At 66.0% G+C, this 18,789-nt stretch carries 19 protein-coding genes; 8 read left to right on the forward strand and 11 right to left on the reverse strand.

Translation table 11 applies throughout. From position 1 onward, the window contains the following. Window positions 1-206: 206 nt before the first annotated feature. Entirely contained in the window at window positions 207-590 is a 384-nt protein-coding gene (locus tag ACQR0Z_RS26045) for a RidA family protein (protein WP_434920823.1), read from the forward strand. 141 nt (window positions 591-731) lie between these two features. Beyond that, a complete protein-coding gene (locus ACQR0Z_RS26050; RefSeq protein WP_434920546.1) occupies window positions 732-2,327 on the forward strand; it encodes a gamma-glutamyltransferase family protein in 1,596 nt (531 codons plus the stop codon). 22 nt (window positions 2,328-2,349) lie between these two features. Here ACQR0Z_RS26050 and ACQR0Z_RS26055 read toward each other — a convergent pair whose 3' ends face one another. Then, window positions 2,350-3,210 (reverse strand): LysR substrate-binding domain-containing protein, encoded by an 861-nt coding sequence (locus ACQR0Z_RS26055; RefSeq protein WP_434920547.1) that lies wholly within the window; start codon window positions 3,208-3,210, stop codon window positions 2,350-2,352. Between the two features lie 151 nt (window positions 3,211-3,361). Between ACQR0Z_RS26055 and ACQR0Z_RS26060 the strand changes: the two genes are divergently transcribed. Then, window positions 3,362-4,105, forward strand: coding sequence for a haloacid dehalogenase type II (locus ACQR0Z_RS26060; RefSeq protein WP_434920548.1), 744 nt, complete (start codon window positions 3,362-3,364; stop codon window positions 4,103-4,105). 17 nt (window positions 4,106-4,122) lie between these two features. On the opposite strand, the gene ACQR0Z_RS26065 is transcribed toward ACQR0Z_RS26060, so the two are convergent. The 4 genes from ACQR0Z_RS26065 to kynU form a co-directional block, all read right to left on the reverse strand. Continuing rightward, window positions 4,123-5,628, reverse strand: coding sequence for an amidase (locus tag ACQR0Z_RS26065; protein ID WP_434920549.1), 1,506 nt, complete (start codon window positions 5,626-5,628; stop codon window positions 4,123-4,125). Window positions 5,629-5,835: 207 nt separating this feature from the next. Next, window positions 5,836-6,663 (reverse strand): alpha/beta hydrolase, encoded by an 828-nt coding sequence (locus ACQR0Z_RS26070; RefSeq protein WP_434920550.1) that lies wholly within the window; start codon window positions 6,661-6,663, stop codon window positions 5,836-5,838. Between the two features lie 30 nt (window positions 6,664-6,693). Continuing rightward, a complete protein-coding gene (kynA, locus tag ACQR0Z_RS26075; protein WP_434920551.1) occupies window positions 6,694-7,533 on the reverse strand; it encodes a tryptophan 2,3-dioxygenase in 840 nt (279 codons plus the stop codon). Further along, a complete protein-coding gene (gene kynU / locus ACQR0Z_RS26080) occupies window positions 7,530-8,723 on the reverse strand; it encodes a kynureninase (RefSeq protein ID WP_434920552.1) in 1,194 nt (397 codons plus the stop codon). Before kynU ends, kynA begins: the two co-directional genes overlap by 4 nt. Before the next feature lie 256 nt (window positions 8,724-8,979). On the opposite strand from kynU, the gene ACQR0Z_RS26085 reads away from it, so the two are divergent. Continuing rightward, a complete protein-coding gene (locus ACQR0Z_RS26085) occupies window positions 8,980-9,384 on the forward strand; it encodes a DUF4864 domain-containing protein (RefSeq protein WP_434920553.1) in 405 nt (134 codons plus the stop codon). Window positions 9,385-9,389: 5 nt separating this feature from the next. Here ACQR0Z_RS26085 and ACQR0Z_RS26090 read toward each other — a convergent pair whose 3' ends face one another. The 4 genes from ACQR0Z_RS26090 to ACQR0Z_RS26105 form a co-directional block, all read right to left on the reverse strand. Further along, entirely contained in the window at window positions 9,390-9,785 is a 396-nt protein-coding gene (locus ACQR0Z_RS26090; protein ID WP_434920554.1) for a thioesterase family protein, read from the reverse strand. A 225-nt stretch (window positions 9,786-10,010) separates the two neighbouring features. Further along, window positions 10,011-10,337 (reverse strand): tautomerase family protein, encoded by a 327-nt coding sequence (locus tag ACQR0Z_RS26095; protein ID WP_434856121.1) that lies wholly within the window; start codon window positions 10,335-10,337, stop codon window positions 10,011-10,013. A gap of 12 nt (window positions 10,338-10,349) precedes the next feature. Beyond that, window positions 10,350-11,993, reverse strand: a complete 1,644-nt coding sequence (gene hisS, locus ACQR0Z_RS26100) for a histidine--tRNA ligase (RefSeq protein WP_434920555.1) — start codon at window positions 11,991-11,993, stop codon at window positions 10,350-10,352. 312 nt (window positions 11,994-12,305) lie between these two features. Next, window positions 12,306-13,385, reverse strand: coding sequence for a branched-chain amino acid aminotransferase (locus tag ACQR0Z_RS26105; RefSeq protein WP_434920556.1), 1,080 nt, complete (start codon window positions 13,383-13,385; stop codon window positions 12,306-12,308). A 346-nt stretch (window positions 13,386-13,731) separates the two neighbouring features. Between ACQR0Z_RS26105 and ACQR0Z_RS26110 the strand changes: the two genes are divergently transcribed. The 3 genes from ACQR0Z_RS26110 to ACQR0Z_RS26120 all read left to right on the forward strand — a co-directional run bounded on the left by ACQR0Z_RS26110 (window position 13,732) and on the right by ACQR0Z_RS26120 (window position 16,869). Further along, window positions 13,732-14,283 carry a MarR family winged helix-turn-helix transcriptional regulator gene (locus ACQR0Z_RS26110; protein WP_434920557.1) on the forward strand — a complete coding sequence of 184 codons (552 nt, stop codon included), beginning with the start codon at window positions 13,732-13,734 and terminating at the stop codon, window positions 14,281-14,283. Next, window positions 14,280-15,011, forward strand: coding sequence for a response regulator (locus tag ACQR0Z_RS26115; protein ID WP_434877583.1), 732 nt, complete (start codon window positions 14,280-14,282; stop codon window positions 15,009-15,011). Before ACQR0Z_RS26110 ends, ACQR0Z_RS26115 begins: the two co-directional genes overlap by 4 nt. Before the next feature lie 469 nt (window positions 15,012-15,480). Continuing rightward, window positions 15,481-16,869 carry an ATP-binding protein gene (locus ACQR0Z_RS26120; protein ID WP_434856126.1) on the forward strand — a complete coding sequence of 463 codons (1,389 nt, stop codon included), beginning with the start codon at window positions 15,481-15,483 and terminating at the stop codon, window positions 16,867-16,869. 259 nt (window positions 16,870-17,128) lie between these two features. Here the strand turns inward: ACQR0Z_RS26120 and ACQR0Z_RS26125 are convergent, their stop codons facing one another. Continuing rightward, window positions 17,129-17,677 (reverse strand): DUF3617 domain-containing protein, encoded by a 549-nt coding sequence (locus tag ACQR0Z_RS26125; RefSeq protein ID WP_434856127.1) that lies wholly within the window; start codon window positions 17,675-17,677, stop codon window positions 17,129-17,131. Between the two features lie 98 nt (window positions 17,678-17,775). Beyond that, window positions 17,776-18,081 carry a hypothetical protein gene (locus tag ACQR0Z_RS26130; protein ID WP_434856128.1) on the reverse strand — a complete coding sequence of 102 codons (306 nt, stop codon included), beginning with the start codon at window positions 18,079-18,081 and terminating at the stop codon, window positions 17,776-17,778. A gap of 167 nt (window positions 18,082-18,248) precedes the next feature. On the opposite strand from ACQR0Z_RS26130, the gene ACQR0Z_RS26135 reads away from it, so the two are divergent. Beyond that, on the forward strand, window positions 18,249-18,728 hold the full coding sequence (locus ACQR0Z_RS26135) for a hypothetical protein (RefSeq protein WP_434856129.1): 480 nt from the start codon (window positions 18,249-18,251) through the stop codon (window positions 18,726-18,728). The last annotated feature ends 61 nt before the right edge of the window (window positions 18,729-18,789 follow it).

The raw sequence follows: 18,789 nt of genomic DNA on the forward strand, positions 1-18,789 counted from the left end.
CTCACAAACACATGTGGCCAGTCAAGCGATACAGACGGACACCTGGGCAGTTACGCGAAGCGAAGCAATCCAGGGCGTCACGCGCAGCCCTGGATTGCTTCGTCGCGGAGCCTGTCATCGGGCCGCGCTTCGCGCGGACCCGTTGGCTCCTCGCAATGACGACCGTTATCGTCTTTCCATTGAGCCACACACGAGAGGACACCACCATGCAGTTCCACATGATCGCCGGCGCGACCAAGCCGGTGGCGCCGTTCAGCCATGCCGTCGAGACCGACGGCTTCGTGTTCGTCACCGGCCAGATGCCGGACTCACCGGAGGCGAAGGGCGTGCTGCCAGAGGGGATCGTGGATCAGACGAAGGCGGTGATGCAGAACTTGAAGTACATCCTCCAAGGTCTCAACCTCGGCCTCGAACATATTGTGATGTCTCGGATTTACCTGACCGAGTTCAAGCGGGATTACGCGGCAATGAATGAAACCTATCGTTCATTCTTCCCCGCGGACCGGCTGCCGGCCCGTACCTGCGTCGGCGTCACCGGCCTCGCCTATGACGCGCTGATCGAGATCGATCTGGTCTGCCGACGACCATAAGGCCTGAATGGTAAATTTCTCCTCAACGCCTGGTACGGCCATTCGATCTGAGCTGAGGAGGCAGGCGCGGTTGCCGATTGTGTGTCGGCGGCCGACGGTGTCAATTCGCCCGACCAATGAGGTGGATCGAAGGGAAGTGCCATGCCGTATCAGTTTTCCAATCGCCAGGAGATCCGCAAGCCGGCGGTGACAGCCAAGGGCGGCATCGTCGCGGCGCAGTCGCGGCGGGCGGCCGAAATCGGCGCCGAGGTGCTGGCGGCCGGCGGCGACTGCATCGACGCGGTCATCGCGACCGGCTTTGCGCTCGGCGTCGTCGAGCCGTGGATGAGCGGGCTCGGCGGCGGCGGCGCCATGGTGCTGTATCGCGCCAAGGAGAACAAGGTCGAGGTGATCGACTACGGCATGCGCGCGCCGGACTCGCTGCGCGTCGAGGACTATCCGCTGACCAATGACGGCAGCGTGTCCCCCGACATCTTCCCGTGGCCCCGCGTCAAGGACGACCGCAACCTGCATGGTCCGGGCGCGATCGCCGTGCCCGGCGTCGTCGCCGGCATGGAGGCGGCGCACCGCCGTTACGCCAGGCTGCCATGGCAGGACTTGGTGAAGCCGAGCGTCACGCTCGCCGCCGAAGGCCTGCTGGTGGACTGGTGGACCACCGTGATGATCTCGAGCTGCGCCGCCGATTTGCGCCGCTATCCCGGCAGCGCCGCGGCCTATCTGAAGGACGGCCTGCCGCCGAACCCGCAATGGGGCGCCAAGGCGGTGACGCGGCTGCCGCTGGAGCAGCTCAAGGCGACGCTGTCGCATCTGGCCCAAGCCGGTGCCCGCGACTTCTACCAGGGCGACATCGCGCGCTCCATGACCCGCGACATCCAGGCCGCCGGCGGTGCGCTGTCGGTCGAGGATCTCGCCGCATTCGAGGCGCATGCCCGCGAGCCGCTGCGGATTCCCTATCGCGGCGGCACCGTGTTCGCGACGCCGGAGCTCACCGCAGGCCCCACGCTCGCACACGCGCTGCGGCTGATGCAGGCGAGCATCGTGGCCACCGGCAAGACGCCCGATGCCGGCGCCTTCATCGCCTATGCGGAAGCGATGCAGTCGGCCTATCGCGAGCGGCTCAACGACATGGGCGACGCCGCGGGCAAGCGCGCGCTCGGCGCCGAATATCTCGCGCCGGCCTGCACCACGCATTATTCGGTGGTCGATCGCGACGGCAACATGGCCGCGGTGACGCAGACCCTGCTGTCGGGCTTCGGCTCGAAGTTCCAGGCGCCGCAGAGCGGCATCATGATGAACAACGGCATTATGTGGTTCGACCCGACGCCGGGCACGACCAACTCGCTCGCGCCGGGCAAGCGCTGCCTGACGAACTACACGCCCGTGGTGGCGGAAACTGCGACGGGACAACGTCTCGCGCTCGGCGCTTCCGGCGGCCGTCGTATCTTGCCCGCGGTGGCGCAGATGCTGTCCTTCGTAATGGATTATGGCATGGATCTCGACACGGCGATCCATCAGCCGCGCATCGACGCCAGCGAAGGCGACGTGGTCGGTGCCGACACGCGGCTGCCGGCGGAGGTGATCAATGCGCTCTCCGCGAAGTTCGAGACGATCCCGGCGCCGGTCCAGACCATGCCGATGAAGTTCGCCTGCCCCAGCATCGTGCTGCGCGATGGCGAGACCAACAGCGGCGCGACGGAGATCGCGCACGCCTGGGGCGATGCGGTGGCGGAGAGCTGATCTCCGAGCGAATCTGCGGCCATTACGCCGGCAGGCCGGCTCCCGTCAGCCTGTCGGCGAGGAAGGTGGTCAACTCCCCCACCGTCCGGGAGTTGGTCCGGCCGCGGGCATAAGCGAGTTCCACGGCCGGCAAGCGGGGAAGGCCGAGATCCTGCCGGATGATGCGCAGCGGCGGCTGCACCAATGCGCGTGCCAGGACCGTGATTCCCAAGCCTTCGAGCGTCGCCGCCTTCAGGCACTCGAAGCTCGGGCTGACGAAGCTGAGATGCCAGCGCCGGTCATGCTGCTTCAGCGACGACAGCGCGAAGCGGCGATAGGCACAGCCCTCCGGGAACAGGACCAGCGGGATGGATGCATCATCCGGGCTGTAGTTCGGGCCGCTGACCCAGACCAGTTGCTCCGTCAGCATCGAGGTTCCGGTCCGGGCGCCGACGTCCTGCTTGAAGAAGGCGAGGTCGAACTCGCCGCGGGCGCTCCGCTTCATCAGGCTTTCCGACTGATTGGCCTCCACCTCGATGCCGACCATGGGATTCTTTCGCTTGAACCGCGCGAGCCAGGTCGTGAAGTCGCGGCCGAAGAAGTCGAGCGGAACGCCGAGCCGGACGAACCCGACCAGAACGTCGTCGCTCATCGACGCATAGGCTTCGTCATTGAGCTGCAGGATGCGCCGGGCGTATTGCACGAAGCGGTCGCCCTCGGGGGTCAGCTCCAGCACCCGGCCCTTCCGCCGCGCCAGCAACGGCTTGCCGACCTGCATTTCGAGCTTGGTCATCTGCTGGCTGATCGTCGACTGCGACCGGCCGACGGTCTCGGCGGCGCGCGAGAAGCTCATCGTTTCGGCGATGACCAGAAACGATCTGAGGCAGTCGATATCGAAGTTCACGACAATCCCCGCTATCGAAAAAGACGATACTGACATCGTCATTTTTCACTTTGTCGGCCGGGCCGCGGTCCGTAAAGACCAGACTTGCGGCATCGGCTGACGGAACTCGCATCAGTCCTCCGGGCGCACCCTCGACACAAGGACAGGTCCCGTGGCGATCAACACCGTGGTTTTCGACGCTTACGGTACGCTCTACGACATCCAGTCGGTGGCGGCCGTTACCGATGCAGCCTTTCCGGGCCATGGTGACATGATCACCCAGGTCTGGCGCATGAAGCAGCTCGAATATACCTGGCTCCGCTCGCTGATGCGGCGCTACGAGGATTTCGAGACGGTCACCCGCCAATCCCTGATCTACACCTTGCGAATCCTCGGGCTGCGTTACGAGGAGGCGCTGCTCGACAGGATCATGGACAAATATGTCCATCTCGATCTCTACCCGGACGCGCTGCCGGCCCTGAACCATCTCCAGGGACGCCAACTGGCGATCCTGTCGAACGGTTCGCCCGCGATGTTGAACACCCTGGTCCGAAACACCGGGCTCGATCGCCTGCTCGACAAGACCATCAGCGTCGATGCCAGGAGGATCTTCAAGCCCAGCCCCGAGGCCTATTCCCTGATCGAATCCGAACTCGGCGCCAAGCCGGCCGAAGTGCTGTTCATCAGCTCCAATCCCTGGGATGCGATCGGCGCCAAGGCTTTCGGGTTGAACGTCGCGTGGATCGAGCGGGTCACACAAGAGGCGATGGCAGCGGCTTGCGACAGCACTGCAGTCGTGCCGCCGCTGACGATGTTCAAGGCGATGCGGACACAGATGGACGAGCTCGGGCTCGCCCCCGACCACCGGATCCGGGGATTGTCCGAGCTCGCCGGGCTGCTGCCATCGCGGCCGTAGGCCGATCAGCAGGCTCGCTACTGATAGCACGCCTCCAGCGCTGCCGCGGCACGGTACAACGTCATTTCGTCGAGATGACGCGCGATCAGCATCGCGCCGATCGGCCGGCCGTCGGAGGTCTTCCCAACAGGTACGGAAATCGCCGGATGGCCGGTGAGGCAGGTCGGCGCGGTGTTGCCGACCATCTCGAACGCACGGCCGATGATCTCTTCGCGCGAGGCGCCCGCGGGAGGCAGCCGCGTCGCCGCCATTGGCGTCGTCGGCATCAGCAGCAGATCGGCCTCTCCCAGCGCGCGGTCATAGTCCGCCGTGAGCAGGCGGTTGAGGTTTTGCGCCTTGCCGTAGTAGCGGCCGCGGTTGCGCGACGACATGTAGTGGCCGGTCAGGATGCCGAGCTTCAGCGTCTCCGACAACTCGCCGGCCCGGTCGCGCCAGCGCGCATGGGCATCCAGCAGGCTCTCGAGAAACACGCCCTTCATGTTGGTGCCATAGGCGTTGCCACGCATCATCAGATCAGTGGCGCCTTCGAGAAAGATCGGCGTCCAGATCGCCGCGCCGGCGGCATGCAGCGGCACCGAGACCTCGCGAATGTCGGCCCCTTTTGCCTGGAGACGGCCCGCCGCCTCGCGCACACGGTCGTCGACCTCGCTCTCGGCGCCGGCCGTGCCGAACCCTTCAGGCACGATGCCGATCCGCAAGCCGGCCGCCCCTTGCGGCAGCGCCTGCGTGTAGTTCTGCCCGGGTGCCCCGCGCTGCCGAGGATCGAGGCCGTCAGGTCCCGCCATCACCTCGAGCATCAGCGCATTGTCGGCCACGGTGCGGGTGATCGGTCCGGCGTGATCGACCGTGAGCTCGACGGCAAAGATTCCCGTATAGGGCACGAGGCCGTGCGTGGGCTTGAGACCGACCGCGCCGCAATAGGACGCGGGGATGCGGATCGAGCCGCCCTGATCGCCGCCGGTCGCCATGTCGACGATGCCGGCCATCACCAGGGCGGTGGATCCCGATGACGATCCGCCGGCATTGTAGCCGGGCACAACAGGATTCTCGACGACGCCATTGGCGGAGGTGTGACTGCCGCCGGAGGCGCAGTAATACTCGCAGACCGCCTTGCCGAAGATATCAGCCCCTGCGTCCAGCAGGCGCGTGACGATGGTCGCATCCATCTCCGGCACGTAGCCTTCGAGGATGGTGGCGCCGTTCATCATCTGCACGCCGGCAACGCAGACATTGTCCTTGATGGCGACGCGCTTGCCCTTCAGCCTGCCCTCAGAAGCGCCACGGATATGCGTGGTCACCGCCCAGGCGCCGAACGGATTGTCCTGCGGCGCCGGACGGACGCCCGGAGGCCGCGGATATTTGACCTCGGGCAGCGGAGTGGCCATGCCGTCGACGAGATCGTAGGCGTCGAGCTGGCCCTGCATCAGCGCGAGAAACGACAGCGCATCGGCATCATCGAGATCGAGGCCGATCTCACGCGCAGCTTGCTGCAGCTCGGGTGCACTCGGACGGCGGACTGGCATCGATGCCTCTCGTCAAGGTGAGAGCCGGTCCACCCGCAACGATGCGAGTGGACATCAGCGTTCAACATGCGATGAGACTAGCCAGCCGTGAGATCATTCCATAATGAGTTATGTCGATAGCAGTAATTGGTTTTGACGATTGTGTTCTCACGTACGGTCGCGACGGCGATAGCTACCGCCATCGCCGTTCTCGCCGCGAGTGCGCGCTTATTGCGCCACCAGGGCCTTCACCAGCCCGCTTTCCGCATCGGCTAGCTCATCGATCACATCGAAATGGTGCCGGTCCGGCGCCTCGACATAGGCCGCGGATACACCGAGCCCGATCCAGATATTCGCGAGCAGTTGCGCCTGGCGGCGGAATTCGTTGCGTTCGGCGCCGCCGACCCAGGCGGTGACGTCGACGCCATCGACGGGCACCAGCAGCGCCGGGCTCTCGCGCAGCGCCGTGGCATCGTCGATATGCAGCGTCTCGTTCATCGCGGTCCGCTGCAGCGGGCGCAGGTCATGCAGGCCGGAGATCGACACCACGCTGGTGATGCGCTTCTGCCGCTCTGTCGAGAGCGGCGCGCCGCGGCAGATCATGCGGCTGACGAGATGGCCGCCGGCGGAATGTCCGGTCAGCGCGACAGGCCCATCAACCTCGTCCATCACCTTCGCGATCGCCTGCGCGACGTCGACCGTGATGTCGCCGAGGCCGACCTCGGGACACAACCGGTAGGACGGCATCGCCACTGCAAAACCGTGGGCGATCGGTCCCTTCGCCAGATGCGACCAGAAGCTCTTGTCGAGCCGCATCCAGTAGCCGCCATGCACGAACACGACGAGGCCCTTCGGCTTGCCCTCCGGCAGGAACAGATCGAGCCGCTGCCGCTCATGCCCGCCATAGGCGATGTCGAGCTTCGCGCGGCCCTGCCCCGCGAGCTCCTTGCGATAGGCTTCCGCCGGCGCGACCCACAAGCCGGGCCAGCGCTCGCCGCCGGGAATGTTCGGGCCGTTGGCATAGGCGTTGTCCCAGTCCTTGACGGCATACAGCATGAGTATCTCCTGATCGAATGAGCGCGCGGCTTACAGCCCGGTGCGCAGCTTCCAGAGTTCGGGGAACAGCACGATCTCCAGCATCTTGCGGAGATAGTTTACGCCCGAGGTGCCGCCGGTGCCGGTCTTGAAGCCGATGATGCGCTCGACCGTCGTGACGTGGTTGAAGCGCCAGCGGCGGAAATAGTCCTCGAAGTCGACCAGCTTCTCGGCGAGTTCGTACAGCTCCCAATGCCGCTGCGGATCGCGATACACGCTGGTCCAGGCCGCCGCCACCTCCGGGCTTTCGGTGCGGGTACCGCGCCAGTCGGTGCGCTGGCCGTCGGCGCCGATGAAGAAGCCGCGGCGCGCGAGTAGCCGCAGCGCCTCGTCGTAGAGGCTGGGCCTGGCGAGAATCGACTCCAGCTCCGAAGTCAGCTCGGGGTGATGCGCATGCGGGCGCAGCATCGCGAGGTTGCGGTTGCCAAGCAGGAATTCGATCGAGCGATACTGGAACGACTGGAAACCGGAGGATTCGCCGAGCTTGTCGCGGAACAACGTGTATTCGCTGGGCGTCATCGTGCGCAGCACGTCCCAGGCGCCGTTGAGCTGCTCGAAGATGCGCGACACCCGCGCCAGCATCTTGAAGGCCGGCTGCACATCGTCCTTGGCGATCGCGGCCATCGCGGCCTTGATCTCGTGGATCGCGAGCTTCATCCACAATTCAGACGTCTGGTGCTGGATGATGAACAAGAGCTCGTCATGCGCCGTCGAGAGGGGCTCCTGCGCGTCGAGCAGGCGGTCCAGCATCAGATAATCGCCATAGGACATCCGTCCCTTGAAGTTCATCCGCGCACCTTCGGTGGCGGGATCGTAAGGGGCGTTGCTCATGTCACGAGCTCCTTCTGGCGATATTCAGGCTTGTCCCAGAGCTTGTTGTCGAGCACCTCCGCGAGAATGTCGACGGCGCCGCGCACCTCGGCCTCGCCGATGTAGAGCGGCGTGAAGCCGAAGCGCAGCGCGTCCGGCGCGCGGAAGTCACCGATGACGCCGCGCGCGATCAGCGCGCGCATGATCGCATAGCCGTCGGGATGACGGAACGACACCTGGCTGCCGCGTCGCGTCGCATCGCGCGGCGACGCCAAGGTGAGCGAAGGGCAGCGCTTCTCGACCTCGGCGATGAACAGCTCGGAGAGTGCGATCGAGGCCTTGCGCACGTCGTGCATCGACACGCCCTCCCACGCGTCCAGCGCCGCATCCAGCGCCGCCAGCGCGATGATCGGCGGCGTGCCGATCCGCATCCGCTCGATGCCGCCGCCAGGGCGGTAATCGAGATCGAAGGCGAACGGCGCCTCATGCCCCATCCAGCCGGACAGCGCCGGGGGCGCGATCTCGGCATGGCGGGGCGCGACATAGATGAAGGCCGGCGCGCCGGGGCCGCCATTGAGATATTTGTAGGTGCAGCCGACGGCGAAATCGGCATCAACTCCGGCAAGATCCACCGGGACGGCACCGGCGGAATGCGCGAGGTCCCACACCGTCAGCGCGCCGACGGCATGCGCCTTCTTCGTCAGCGCGGCCATGTCGTGCATGCGGCCGGTGCGGTAGTCCACTTCGGTCAGCATCAGCACGGCGACGCTGTCGTCGATCGCGGCCTCGACCTGTTCGGGCTCGACCACTTTCAGCGATGCGCGATCGCCGAGCATGCGGATCAGGCCCTGCGCCATGTAGAGATCGGACGGGAAATTGCCGCTGTCGGACAGGATCACGCGGCGATCGGGATTGAGCGACAGCGCGGCGGCGAGCGCCTGATACACCTTGATCGACAGCGTATCACCCATCACGACCGTGCCGGGCGCCGCGCCGATCAGCCGCGCGATGCGATCGCCGACGCGGCGCGGCTGCACCATCCAGCCGGCGCTGTTCCAGCCGCGGATCAGCTCCTGCCCCCACTCCGCCTGGAGCATGTGGGCCACGCGTGCGGGCACCGCGGAGGGCAGCGCGCCGAGCGAATTGCCGTCGAGATAGATGACGCCCTCAGGGATCGTGAAGAGTCCCCGGGTCCTGGAAAAATCGGTCATGCTGCCCCTGTTTCGTTCGCGGCCATGCATGCATGATTCGCGCCGCATCCGACCAGATCAAGCCGGACGCGGCGCGGCGGGCATCGCGCCGGTCGCATGGCTCGCGGATATTGGCTCGCGAAGACGTGACGGCGTCGACACAGTCCGGCCGGTGGATCGACACCGGCCCGCGACATTGACGCGCCACGGCAGGCTTGTCACGGGCGGCGCGTGGCGCATGATATCTATGATCCGAACTGCCGATGGAGGACACGACATGCGCATTCTGATGCCGCTCGTCCTGCTGCTGTCGCTATGGGCGCAGTCCGCCGGCGCGGCCGACGCCGGCGCCGCGCAGAGCGTGATCCGCGCGCAGGAGCAGGCGTTCGCGCGGGATGACGGCGCGACCGCTTATGCGCAGGCCGCGCCCGAGATCCAGGCATTGTTTCCGAGCGTCGAGATCTTCATGAGCATGGTCAAGAGCGGCTACCCGCCGGTCTACCGCCATCGCAGCTTCGAGTTCGGCGCGGCGCAGGTCGAAGGCGACAGCGTCGCGCAGCGCGTCCACATCGTCGATCCCGACGGCCAGGCCTGGGAGGCGCTGTACACGCTGCAGGTCCAGCCCGATGGCAGCCTCAAGATCACTGGCTGCTCGCTGTTGAAAACGGGCCAGTCGGTCTAACTGCCCTACGGCACGCCGAAGCGCTTCTTGAACTGTTCGACATTGATCAGGCGGCGGCCGTGGCGGCCGTCGCCGATCTTGGTCTCGCCATGATAGGCCTCGACGTTGAAGCGGATGACGCGGCGCTCGACCTCGATCACCTCGGCCACGGTGCGGATGGTGGCTCCGACCGGCGAGGCCGCGAGATGGCGGATATTGACCTCGGTGCCGACCGTGACCCAGCCCTGCGGCAGCACCGGATTGATGGCGTCGCCCGACGTCATCTCCATCTCCAGGATCATCATCGGCGTCGCATAGACCATCGGCATATGCGGCACGAAGTGCCCCACCGTGCGCTCCGGCGGCACAACCAGCAGGCGCTCGGCGCGCATCCCCGGCTTGATGATGTCACGTGCATCCATGGTCGCTCCGAACTCCGTTGTCGTCCCGGACAAGCTGAGACGCGCGGCAGCGCGGCGTAGCGCTGATCCGGGACCCATACGCCGCAGCGGCCGTGATGGGCAAAATGCCAATGACCAGCCTGCCTCAAACCGCTCCCGGGGGGTCTGGGTCCCGGCTTTCGCCGGGACAACGGCGGTGGTTGCGAGACCGAGGCGATGGCCGCGCTCCGCCCGGACGACGGCGCGCTACTTCTTCTGCTCGGCCAGGCGCTCGACGAAGGTCTTGCCGCCCTTCATCTTGTGCGTCAGCGGCGCCTCGTTGATCTGGATGACGACGGCTTCGGGGTCGACGCCGAGATGCGTCACCAACGCCTTGCTGATGTCGCGCATCATGTTGGTCTTCTGCTCGTCGGTCCGGCCGGCGGCCATGTTGATGGTGATCTCGGGCATTGGTTGCTCCCTGTTAGTCAGCCTTGTCTGAAGCTCGTCATTGCCGGGCTTGACCCGGCAATCCATCTTCTGAAATCGTCGGAATTGTTTGAAGTGATGGATGCGCGGGTCAGGCCCGCGCATGACGACCTTCCCCTACCCCCAGCTCACGTCGTGGCGGGCGAGCACCTCGCGGACGGCGGCGACGAGTTCGTCCTCCTTGGCGGAGAATTGCGCCGGGCGGCTCTCGCGCCATTCCTGGTTGGAGGCGATCGCGGCCGCGGCCTTGGCGCCCTCGATCAGGTCCTTGATCTGCACCTCGCCGCGCGCCTTCTCGTCCGAGCCTTGGATGATGACGCAGGGCGCGTTGCGGCGGTCAGCATATTTGAGCTGGTTGCCCATGTTCTTCGGGTTGCCGAGATAGAGCTCGGCACGGATGCCGTGGCCGCGCAGGGTCGAGACCATCTTCTGATAGTCGGCGACGCGGTCGCGATCGAACACGGTGACCACCACCGGGCCGAAGGCCGGCCGCGTATCGAGCTTGCCGAGCAAGGTCAGCGCCGCCTGCAGGCGGGATACTCCGATGGAGAATCCGGTCGCCGGCACCGGCTCGCCGCGGAAGCGCGAGACGAGACCATCGTAACGGCCGCCGCCACCGACCGAGCCGAAAACCACCGGCTGCCCCTTCTCGTTCGGGATCGCAGCCAGCAGCTGCGCCTCGAACACGGGCCCCGTGTAGTATTCGAGACCGCGCACGACCGAAGGATCGACCATGATCTGGCTGTGATAGCCGGCGGCATCGACCAGGCGCGCGATCTCGACCAGTTCGTTCAGGCCGTCGACCGCGAGCTTGGAGTCGGCGAAGGTCTCGCGCAGCATGTCGACGATGCGGCGGGCGATGTCGTACTCGCTCTCCTTGCGATCGGCATCGCCGGCGAGGCGCTGCGCGACATCCTTGTCGCCGGCATAAGCGAGCGTCGGCGGCGCGACCAGCGCGCGCGCATTGACGAAGGTCTCGATTTTCTTGATCTGCGTCTCGTCGAGCCCGGCGCCCTTGGTGAAGTCGCCGCTCTCGTCCTTGCGGCCGGCGCCGAGCAGTTCGCGCACGCCGCGCTCGCCGAGACGGTCGAGCTTGTCGATCGCGCGCAGCACGGTCAGCCTGCGGCCGATGTTCTCATCGCCGCCGAGGCCGATCGCCTCCATCACGCCGTCGAGCACCTTGCGATTGTTGACCTTGATCGCATAGTCGCCGCGGGCAATGCCGAGCGCCTCCAGCGTGTCCGCCGCCATCATGCACATCTCGGCATCCGCCGCCGGCGATGCCGAGCCGACCGTGTCGGCATCGAACTGCATGAACTGGCGGAAGCGGCCGGGGCCGGGCTTCTCGTTGCGGAACACGTAGCCCGAGCGGTAGCTGCGATAGGGCAGCACCAGGCCATCGGTGCCGTAGCGTTCGCCGACATAGCGCGCCAGCGGCGCGGTGAGGTCGTAGCGCAGCGAGATCCACTGCTCGTCATCGTCCTGGAACGAGAACACGCCCTCGTTCGGTCGGTCCTGGTCGGGCAGGAATTTGCCGAGCGCGTCGGTGTATTCGAACGCCGGCGTCTCCACCGGCTCGAAGCCGTAGCGCTCGTAGACGGCGCGGATCTTCTCGACCATCTCGCGCGTCGCCGCGATCGCCGCGGGGCCGCGATCCTCGAGCCCGCGCGGCAGCCGCGCCTTCAGCTTCTGGGGTTTTTTGGGTTTGTCGGACATGGGGACCGAGACGTAGGGTGGGCCAAGCGCAGCGTGCCCACTCATGGGTGACAAACGCCGCAGCGATGGACACGGCCCGCTTGCGCGGTGCTTTGCCCACCCTGCAGGATGGAATGCGTTGAGAGGGTGGTAGCAGCCGAGGAAGGGTGCGGCAACCGGAAGGGCAGGTATGACGTTGAACGCGATGGCTGGGCTTCAGCCTGCAATGTGGGCCGAGCATTTCGCTCCGCATGCGGTGCGCCCCCCTCCCCCTTGCGGGGAGGGGAGAAGACCGTCATCGCGGCTCGGCTGTGCCAGAACTCGGCTGTGCCCAGAAATTGCCGGCCGAAGGGGCGCCCTGCCCCTCCTTCAGACCCCCTACTTCACATCCCTGATCCACTGGTGCGGATCCGGGGTGCGGCCGTATTGGATATCCACCAGCTGCTTGCGCAGGCCCATGGCGACCGGGCCGGCGTCGCCGCCGTTGATCAGCACGTCGCCGCTCGTCGAGCGCACCTTGCCGATCGGCGAGATCACCGCGGCGGTGCCGCAGGCGAACGCCTCCTTCAGCTTGCCGCTCGCGGCATCGGCACGCCACTGGTCGATCGCATACGCCTCCTCGCGCACCTCGCGGCCGGCGTCCCGCGCCAGCTTGATGACGGAGTCGCGGGTGATGCCGGGAAGGATGGTGCCGAGCGGCGGCGTCGACAGCGAGCCGTCGGCGAACACGAAGAACACGTTCATGCCGCCGAGCTCCTCGACATAGCGGCGCTCGATCGCGTCCAGGAACACGACCTGGTCGCAGCCCTGCGCCATCGCCTCGGCCTGCGCCTTCAGGCTCGCGGCATAATTGCCGCCGCATTTGACGCCGCCGGTGCCGCCGACCGCGGCGCGGGTGTAGTTCTCCGACACCCAGATCGAGACCGGGGCCGGGCCGCCCTTGAAATAGGAGCCGACCGGCGAGGCGATGACCGCGAAGATGTACTCCGCCGACGGCTTCACGCCGAGGAACACCTCGTTGGCGATCATGAATGGGCGCAGATACAGGCTGCCCTCGCCGCCCGGGATCCAGGCGCGATCGATGCGGACGAGCTGTTCGACCGCCTCGATGAAGACGCTCTCCGGCAATTGCGCCATCGCCATGCGCTCGGCCGAATTCCAGAACCGCTTGGCGTTGGCGTCGGGCCGGAACAGATTCACGCCGCCATCGTCGCGCTTGTAGGCCTTCAGGCCCTCGAAGATCTCCTGCGCGTAGTGCAGGACGGCGGCGGCCGGATCGAGCGGGAAGTTGGCGCGGGACTCGACGCGGGCGCTGTGCCAGCCCTTGTCCTGGCTGTACTGGACCACGGCCATGTGATCGGTGAACACGCGGCCGAAGCCGGGATTGGCGAGCTTGGCCGCCCGCTCCTGGTCGGAGGTCGGGTTCGCTGTCGGCTTGATGTCGAATGTCAAAGTCATGTCCTTGCTTCCCCCGCTCTGGTCGCCGTTCGCGAGTTCTGGCGCCGCCCCGTCGATCCGGGCCGTCGTCCTTTGAATTTTCAGACCTGCCGTGACCGGCGTCGCGCCGGGTTGCCAGGCAAGCATGCCACGACAGGACATGCTTTTGCGCCTCGCGGAAGTCCAGTATGGTTTGCCGAAATGCCGCTCGACATCACACGGTTGTTGAATACACCGCCAAGGGTTGCCCGTCGGGGTTGCTTTAGGCCCGTTCAGACACGCCTTGAGACGATCACCCGCCGATGAAGCGATCTAAAATTTCGTGACGGGCGATTGTTTTGTAACATTGAACCGCAGAAACGTCAATATGGCTGACATAAATTTCTCGTCTCCGACGTTGAGCCCGGATGTGCGTCCGGCTGAGCCCGCTGCGGCCGCCGGCGGCGAGACGCTGCGCTGGGACATCATCGAGCTGTTGTTCTTCGCCTATCGCGACTTCGTCGGCGATGCTGACCATGAGCTGGAGGCGTTCGGCTTCGGCCGCGCGCATCACCGCGTGATGCATTTCGTCACACGCTATCCCGGCTTGAAGGTCGCCGACCTGCTCGACGTCTTGCGCATCACCAAGCAGTCGCTCGGGCGCGTGCTGAAGCAGCTGCTCGACGAAGGCTACATTGTGCAGAAGACCGGCAACAATGATCGCCGGCAGCGCCTTCTTTTCGCCACCCCCAAGGGCGAGGCGCTGGTGGCCAAACTGGCCGGCCTGCAGACCAAGCGCATCGATCGCGCGCTGGAGCAGATCGGACCGGCCGGTGCCGAGAAGGTCCGGCAATTCCTGCGCGCGATGATCGATCGCGACGATCCGGACAAGGTGCTGGAAGCGATCTTCAGGACGCCCGTCGCCGCTGCCAAGGAGTGACCGTGACGATCACCGCCATCGCCCCGCATCAGCAGCAGACGCCGGCCGACGACGCGCCGCATCTCCTGCTCGTCGACGACGACCGCCGCATCCGTGATCTCTTGTCACGCTTCCTGCGCGGCGAGGGCTATCGCGTCACCACGGCGGCGAGCGCGAGCGATGCCCGCGCCAAGCTGACGGGGCTGCATTTCGATCTCCTGATCCTCGACGTGATGATGCCCGGCGAAAGCGGCTTCGATCTCGCCCGCTTCATCCGTACGCAGTCATCGGTGCCGATCGTGATGCTGACGGCGCGCGCGGAGCCCGAGAGCCGGATTGAAGGCCTGCAGCTCGGGGCCGACGACTACGTCGCCAAACCGTTCGAACCGCGCGAGCTCGCGCTGCGCATCGGCAACATCCTCAAGCGCGCCGCGCCGCCGCCGGCCGAGGAGGTCATCGAGCAGATCAGCTTCGGTCCGTTCGTGTATCATCTGGCGCGCGGCGAATTGAAACAGGGCGAGGAGATCGTCCACCTCACCGACCGCGAGCGCGAGATGCTGCGCATACTCGCCAATGCCCGCGGCGAGACCGTGCCGCGCGGCGCGCTGACCGGCAACGGCACCGTCAACGAGCGCGCAGTGGATGTGCAGATCAACCGCCTCCGCCGCAAGCTCGAGATCGATCCCGCCAACCCGCTGTTCCTGCAAGCCGTGCGCGGCATCGGCTACCGGCTGATGACGTCGGGGTGAGGATGAGCGGGCTTTTGAAGCAGCGCACTGACCCGCTCGTCCTTGGTACGAGGGCATATAGGGCCTCCTCCATGTTGGCGTCGGGGAGCAAGTTGGAGCCGAGATGGAGCGCCGCGCTCGGTGCGCTCCCTCTCCCCGCTCTTGTCCGCCGTAGCTCGAAGAGCGAAGGCGGATGCGGGGACGCGACGAGCTTCGCTCGCGCTGAGAGGGTTGGGGTGAGGGGGTACAGGTCTCACCACGACCATTCCCCGTGCGGCAGCCCCTCTCCCCAGCCCTCTCCCCGTAACGACAGGGAGAGGGAGCAGACCGGCGCCTGGGCGAAAGCTGTCGCCTCGCCGCTGCAGGACGTGAAGCGCCCCGATCTCTCCTCGTCATTGCGAGCGAAGCGAAGCAATCCAGGGTCCCGCAATGACTCTGGATTGCGTCGCTTCGCTCGCGATGACGGACGCATGCAGCGATTGCGCACATCATGACCACGCTCGACACCGGCCTCACCCTGATCCGCACCGCCTCGCGCCGCGTGTCGCGCGCCAACAGCATTGTCGGCAACGCCTTCAAGGGCTGGATGCCGACCGGACTCTATGCCCGCGCGCTGCTGATCATGATCGTACCGATGGTGATCCTGCAGACGGTGGTCGCCGGCGTGTTCATGGAGCGGCACTGGAACACGGTGACGCGGCGCCTGTCGGCCGCGGTGGTGCAGGACGTCGCTGCGCTGATCGACATCTACAAGGGCTATCCGCAGGACAAGGACCGCACCATGCTGCGCCGGATCGCGCAGCAGCGGCTGAATCTCGTGGTCGACTTCCTGCCCGCCGGTGATATGCCGCCGCCCGGACCGAAGCCGTTCTTCAATCTGCTCGACCAATCATTGTCGAGCCAGATCGGCCGCCAGATCAGCCGCCCCTATTGGATCGACACCGTCGGCCGCTCCAATTTGGTCGAGATCCGCATCGCGCTCGATGATGCCGTGATGCGGGTGTTCGCGCAGCGCGGCGCGGCCTATGCGTCGAACACCGACATCTTCCTGTTCTGGATGGTCGGCACGTCCTCGATCCTCTTGATCGTCTCGGTGCTGTTCCTGCGCAACCAGATCAAGCCGATCCTGCGGCTCGCCGACGCCGCCGAGAGCTTCGGCAAGGGCCGCGAGGTGCCGAACTTCCGGCCGCGCGGCGCGCGCGAGGTGCGGCGCGCGGCGCATGCGTTTCTGGAGATGAAGGCCCGCATCGAGCGCGCGATGGAGCAGCGCACGGCGATGCTGGCCGGTGTCAGCCACGACCTCCGCACCATCCTGACGCGCTTCAAGCTCGAACTGGCGCTGCTCGGCGACAGTCCCGAGATCGACGCCATGCGCAAGGACGTCGACGAGATGTCGCATATGCTGGAGGACTATCTGGCGTTCGCGCGCGGCGACAATGGCGAGATCGCGCAGCCGACCGACATCTCCAACGCGCTGGAGGAATTGCGCGGCGACGCCGAGCGCAACGGTCATTCCGCCACGGTGTCGTTCCACGGCCTGCCGGTGGTGACGGTGAAGCCGCAGGCGCTGAAGCGCTGCCTCGGCAATCTCGTCTCCAACGCCGCGCGCCACGCGGACGCCATCGCCATCACTGGCCATCGCGACCACCGCTACCTCACCATCACCGTCGACGATGACGGTCCCGGCATTCCCGCGGCCATGCGCGAGGAGGTGTTCAAGCCGTTCCTGCGGTTGGACGACGCCCGCAACCAGGACGAAGGCGGCACCGGCCTCGGCCTCGCCATCGCCCGCGACATCGCGCGGTCGCATGGCGGCGACATTACCCTGAGCGACAGCCCGATGGGCGGCTTGCGGGCGAGCGTGCGGATTCCGGTGTAGGCGCAGCGCTGCGCGGCAGTGGGATTCGATATCTCACAACACCGGCGGTCCTCTCCCCTCCCCCTTGCGGGGAGGGGTCGGGGGTGGGGGTCCACGAATTCCGCTATCAATAAGAAGAGCGCGTCCCCAGCGCGTCAGCTGATTGCGAAACCCAGCAAAGCGAACGAACTCCCAACCGCGCTCCGCGCCCGGGGACCCCCACCCCCGACCCCTCCCCGCAAGGGGGAGGGGAGCGGACCGGGCTCGCGGCGAGAGCCTGCTACTTCACGCCCGGGATCAGGTTCTTCAGCTTGTTCATGTCCTTGATGTTCATCTTCATGCCGCCGGGCATGACGATGTCGCCGGGCTTCTGGTCCGGTTTGCAGGCCCCCAGCCATTTCGCCTCGATCGTCATGGCGGTGTCCTTCACGCCCGTCGTGCCTGCGGCGCCGCCCTGGACCTTCGACATCGTCTTCACCGTATAGGCCGAGTTGAAGTCGCCGGTGATGTCGGCATGCGACGTCGTATTGATGCCACCGAAATTGCAGACGGAATCGCTGACATAGCCGGTCGCCGTCTTCTGGATCTCCTGCTTGGAGCAGACCTGCTGCGCCATCGGCGAAGCGAAGTTGTTCATCTCCTTGTCGGTCGACTCGTCGGTGCAATGCTGCATCGTCGCGTCCGGCTGCTGGCTGCCGGACCGCATCATCTTCAGCTCCCATAGCCCCGCCTTGCGGACCGGCAGGTCCACGGCGCGAGCCTCATGGCTGGCGGCCACACTGAGAAGGCAGCAGGCCAACAGGCCGAGGGCGGTGCGGGTGCGGGTCATCAGCTTCGTTCCAGATCGTTGCGCGATGCCGGAGCGAATGCCGCCAAAAGATGGCAATTAGGAGAACGTCGATCGAGCGAACGGCAGTGGATCGAAGATCAGTACAGCGTCCGCAGCGGCCGTTGCGCCGAGCCGTAAGGTACCCAGCGGCAGGCGAACGACACATAGCCGCCATAGCGGGCATCGACAGCCTTGAACTTCGCGACCTTGCCGTAGGAGGCGCAATGATCCACTGCGAGCTGGCGCGCATCCGTGGTCTGGGCCAGCTGATAGGCGATGATGCCGCCGGTGTCGTTGCCCTTGAAGGCCGGCACATAGTCAGCCTGGGCGGATGCGACCGCCAACAGCGTCCCGACGGCCGCGAGGCCTGCAGTCTTCACGAGTCCGGCCTTCAGCGTCCGCATTGCAATCTCCTTGAGCTGGCTGCCATTCTAAAGGTCCTGTCCGGCCAAGAAAAGAACACCGCGCCCGGGTTAACAGGACTAATCGTGGAGTGTTGCCGCGTTGCACTTGACCTCCTGTGGCCGCCACGGCACGGTCCACGCTCCCGGATCAGACTTGCGGACGCCCCATGCGCGACTTCAGCACCTCCTTTAAGACGCTCGGCATCAAGACGTTCGGCGCCGCCTGCGGCGCGCTGCTCGCCGGCCTCGTCGCGAGCGCTCCGGCCCAGGCCGCCAATCCGCTGGAGATGAATTTCTGGCTGTCCGGTCCGAAATATGAAGGCCGGGTCGCCCCTTGCGAAGCGGCCATTCCGACCGTGGTGTCGCGCTTCCAGGAGAAGGAAAGCACCTTCTGGAATTCGTCGCTGACCATCACCGGCGTGGCGAACGTGCATGAGATCGCCTTCCGTCCCTGGCAGTCGGACAACATTCCGCGCCGCTTCTGCACCGGCAGCGTGATGATCAGCGACGGCAAGGCGCGCACCGTGAATTTCTCGATCATCGAGGACGGCGGCTTTGCCGGCTATGACCAGGGCGTCGAGTTCTGCGTCGTCGGCCTCGACCGCAACTGGGCCTACAATCCGGCCTGCCGCGCCGCCAAGCCCTGAGTCGCTGACACCAGCCGAATCAGTCGGCCGCCCGCCAGGGCGGCCTTTTTGTTCTTGAAAT

Source organism: Bradyrhizobium sp. HKCCYLS3077 (assembly GCF_051167555.1).
In the GTDB taxonomy this organism is placed as follows: domain Bacteria; phylum Pseudomonadota; class Alphaproteobacteria; order Rhizobiales; family Xanthobacteraceae; genus Bradyrhizobium.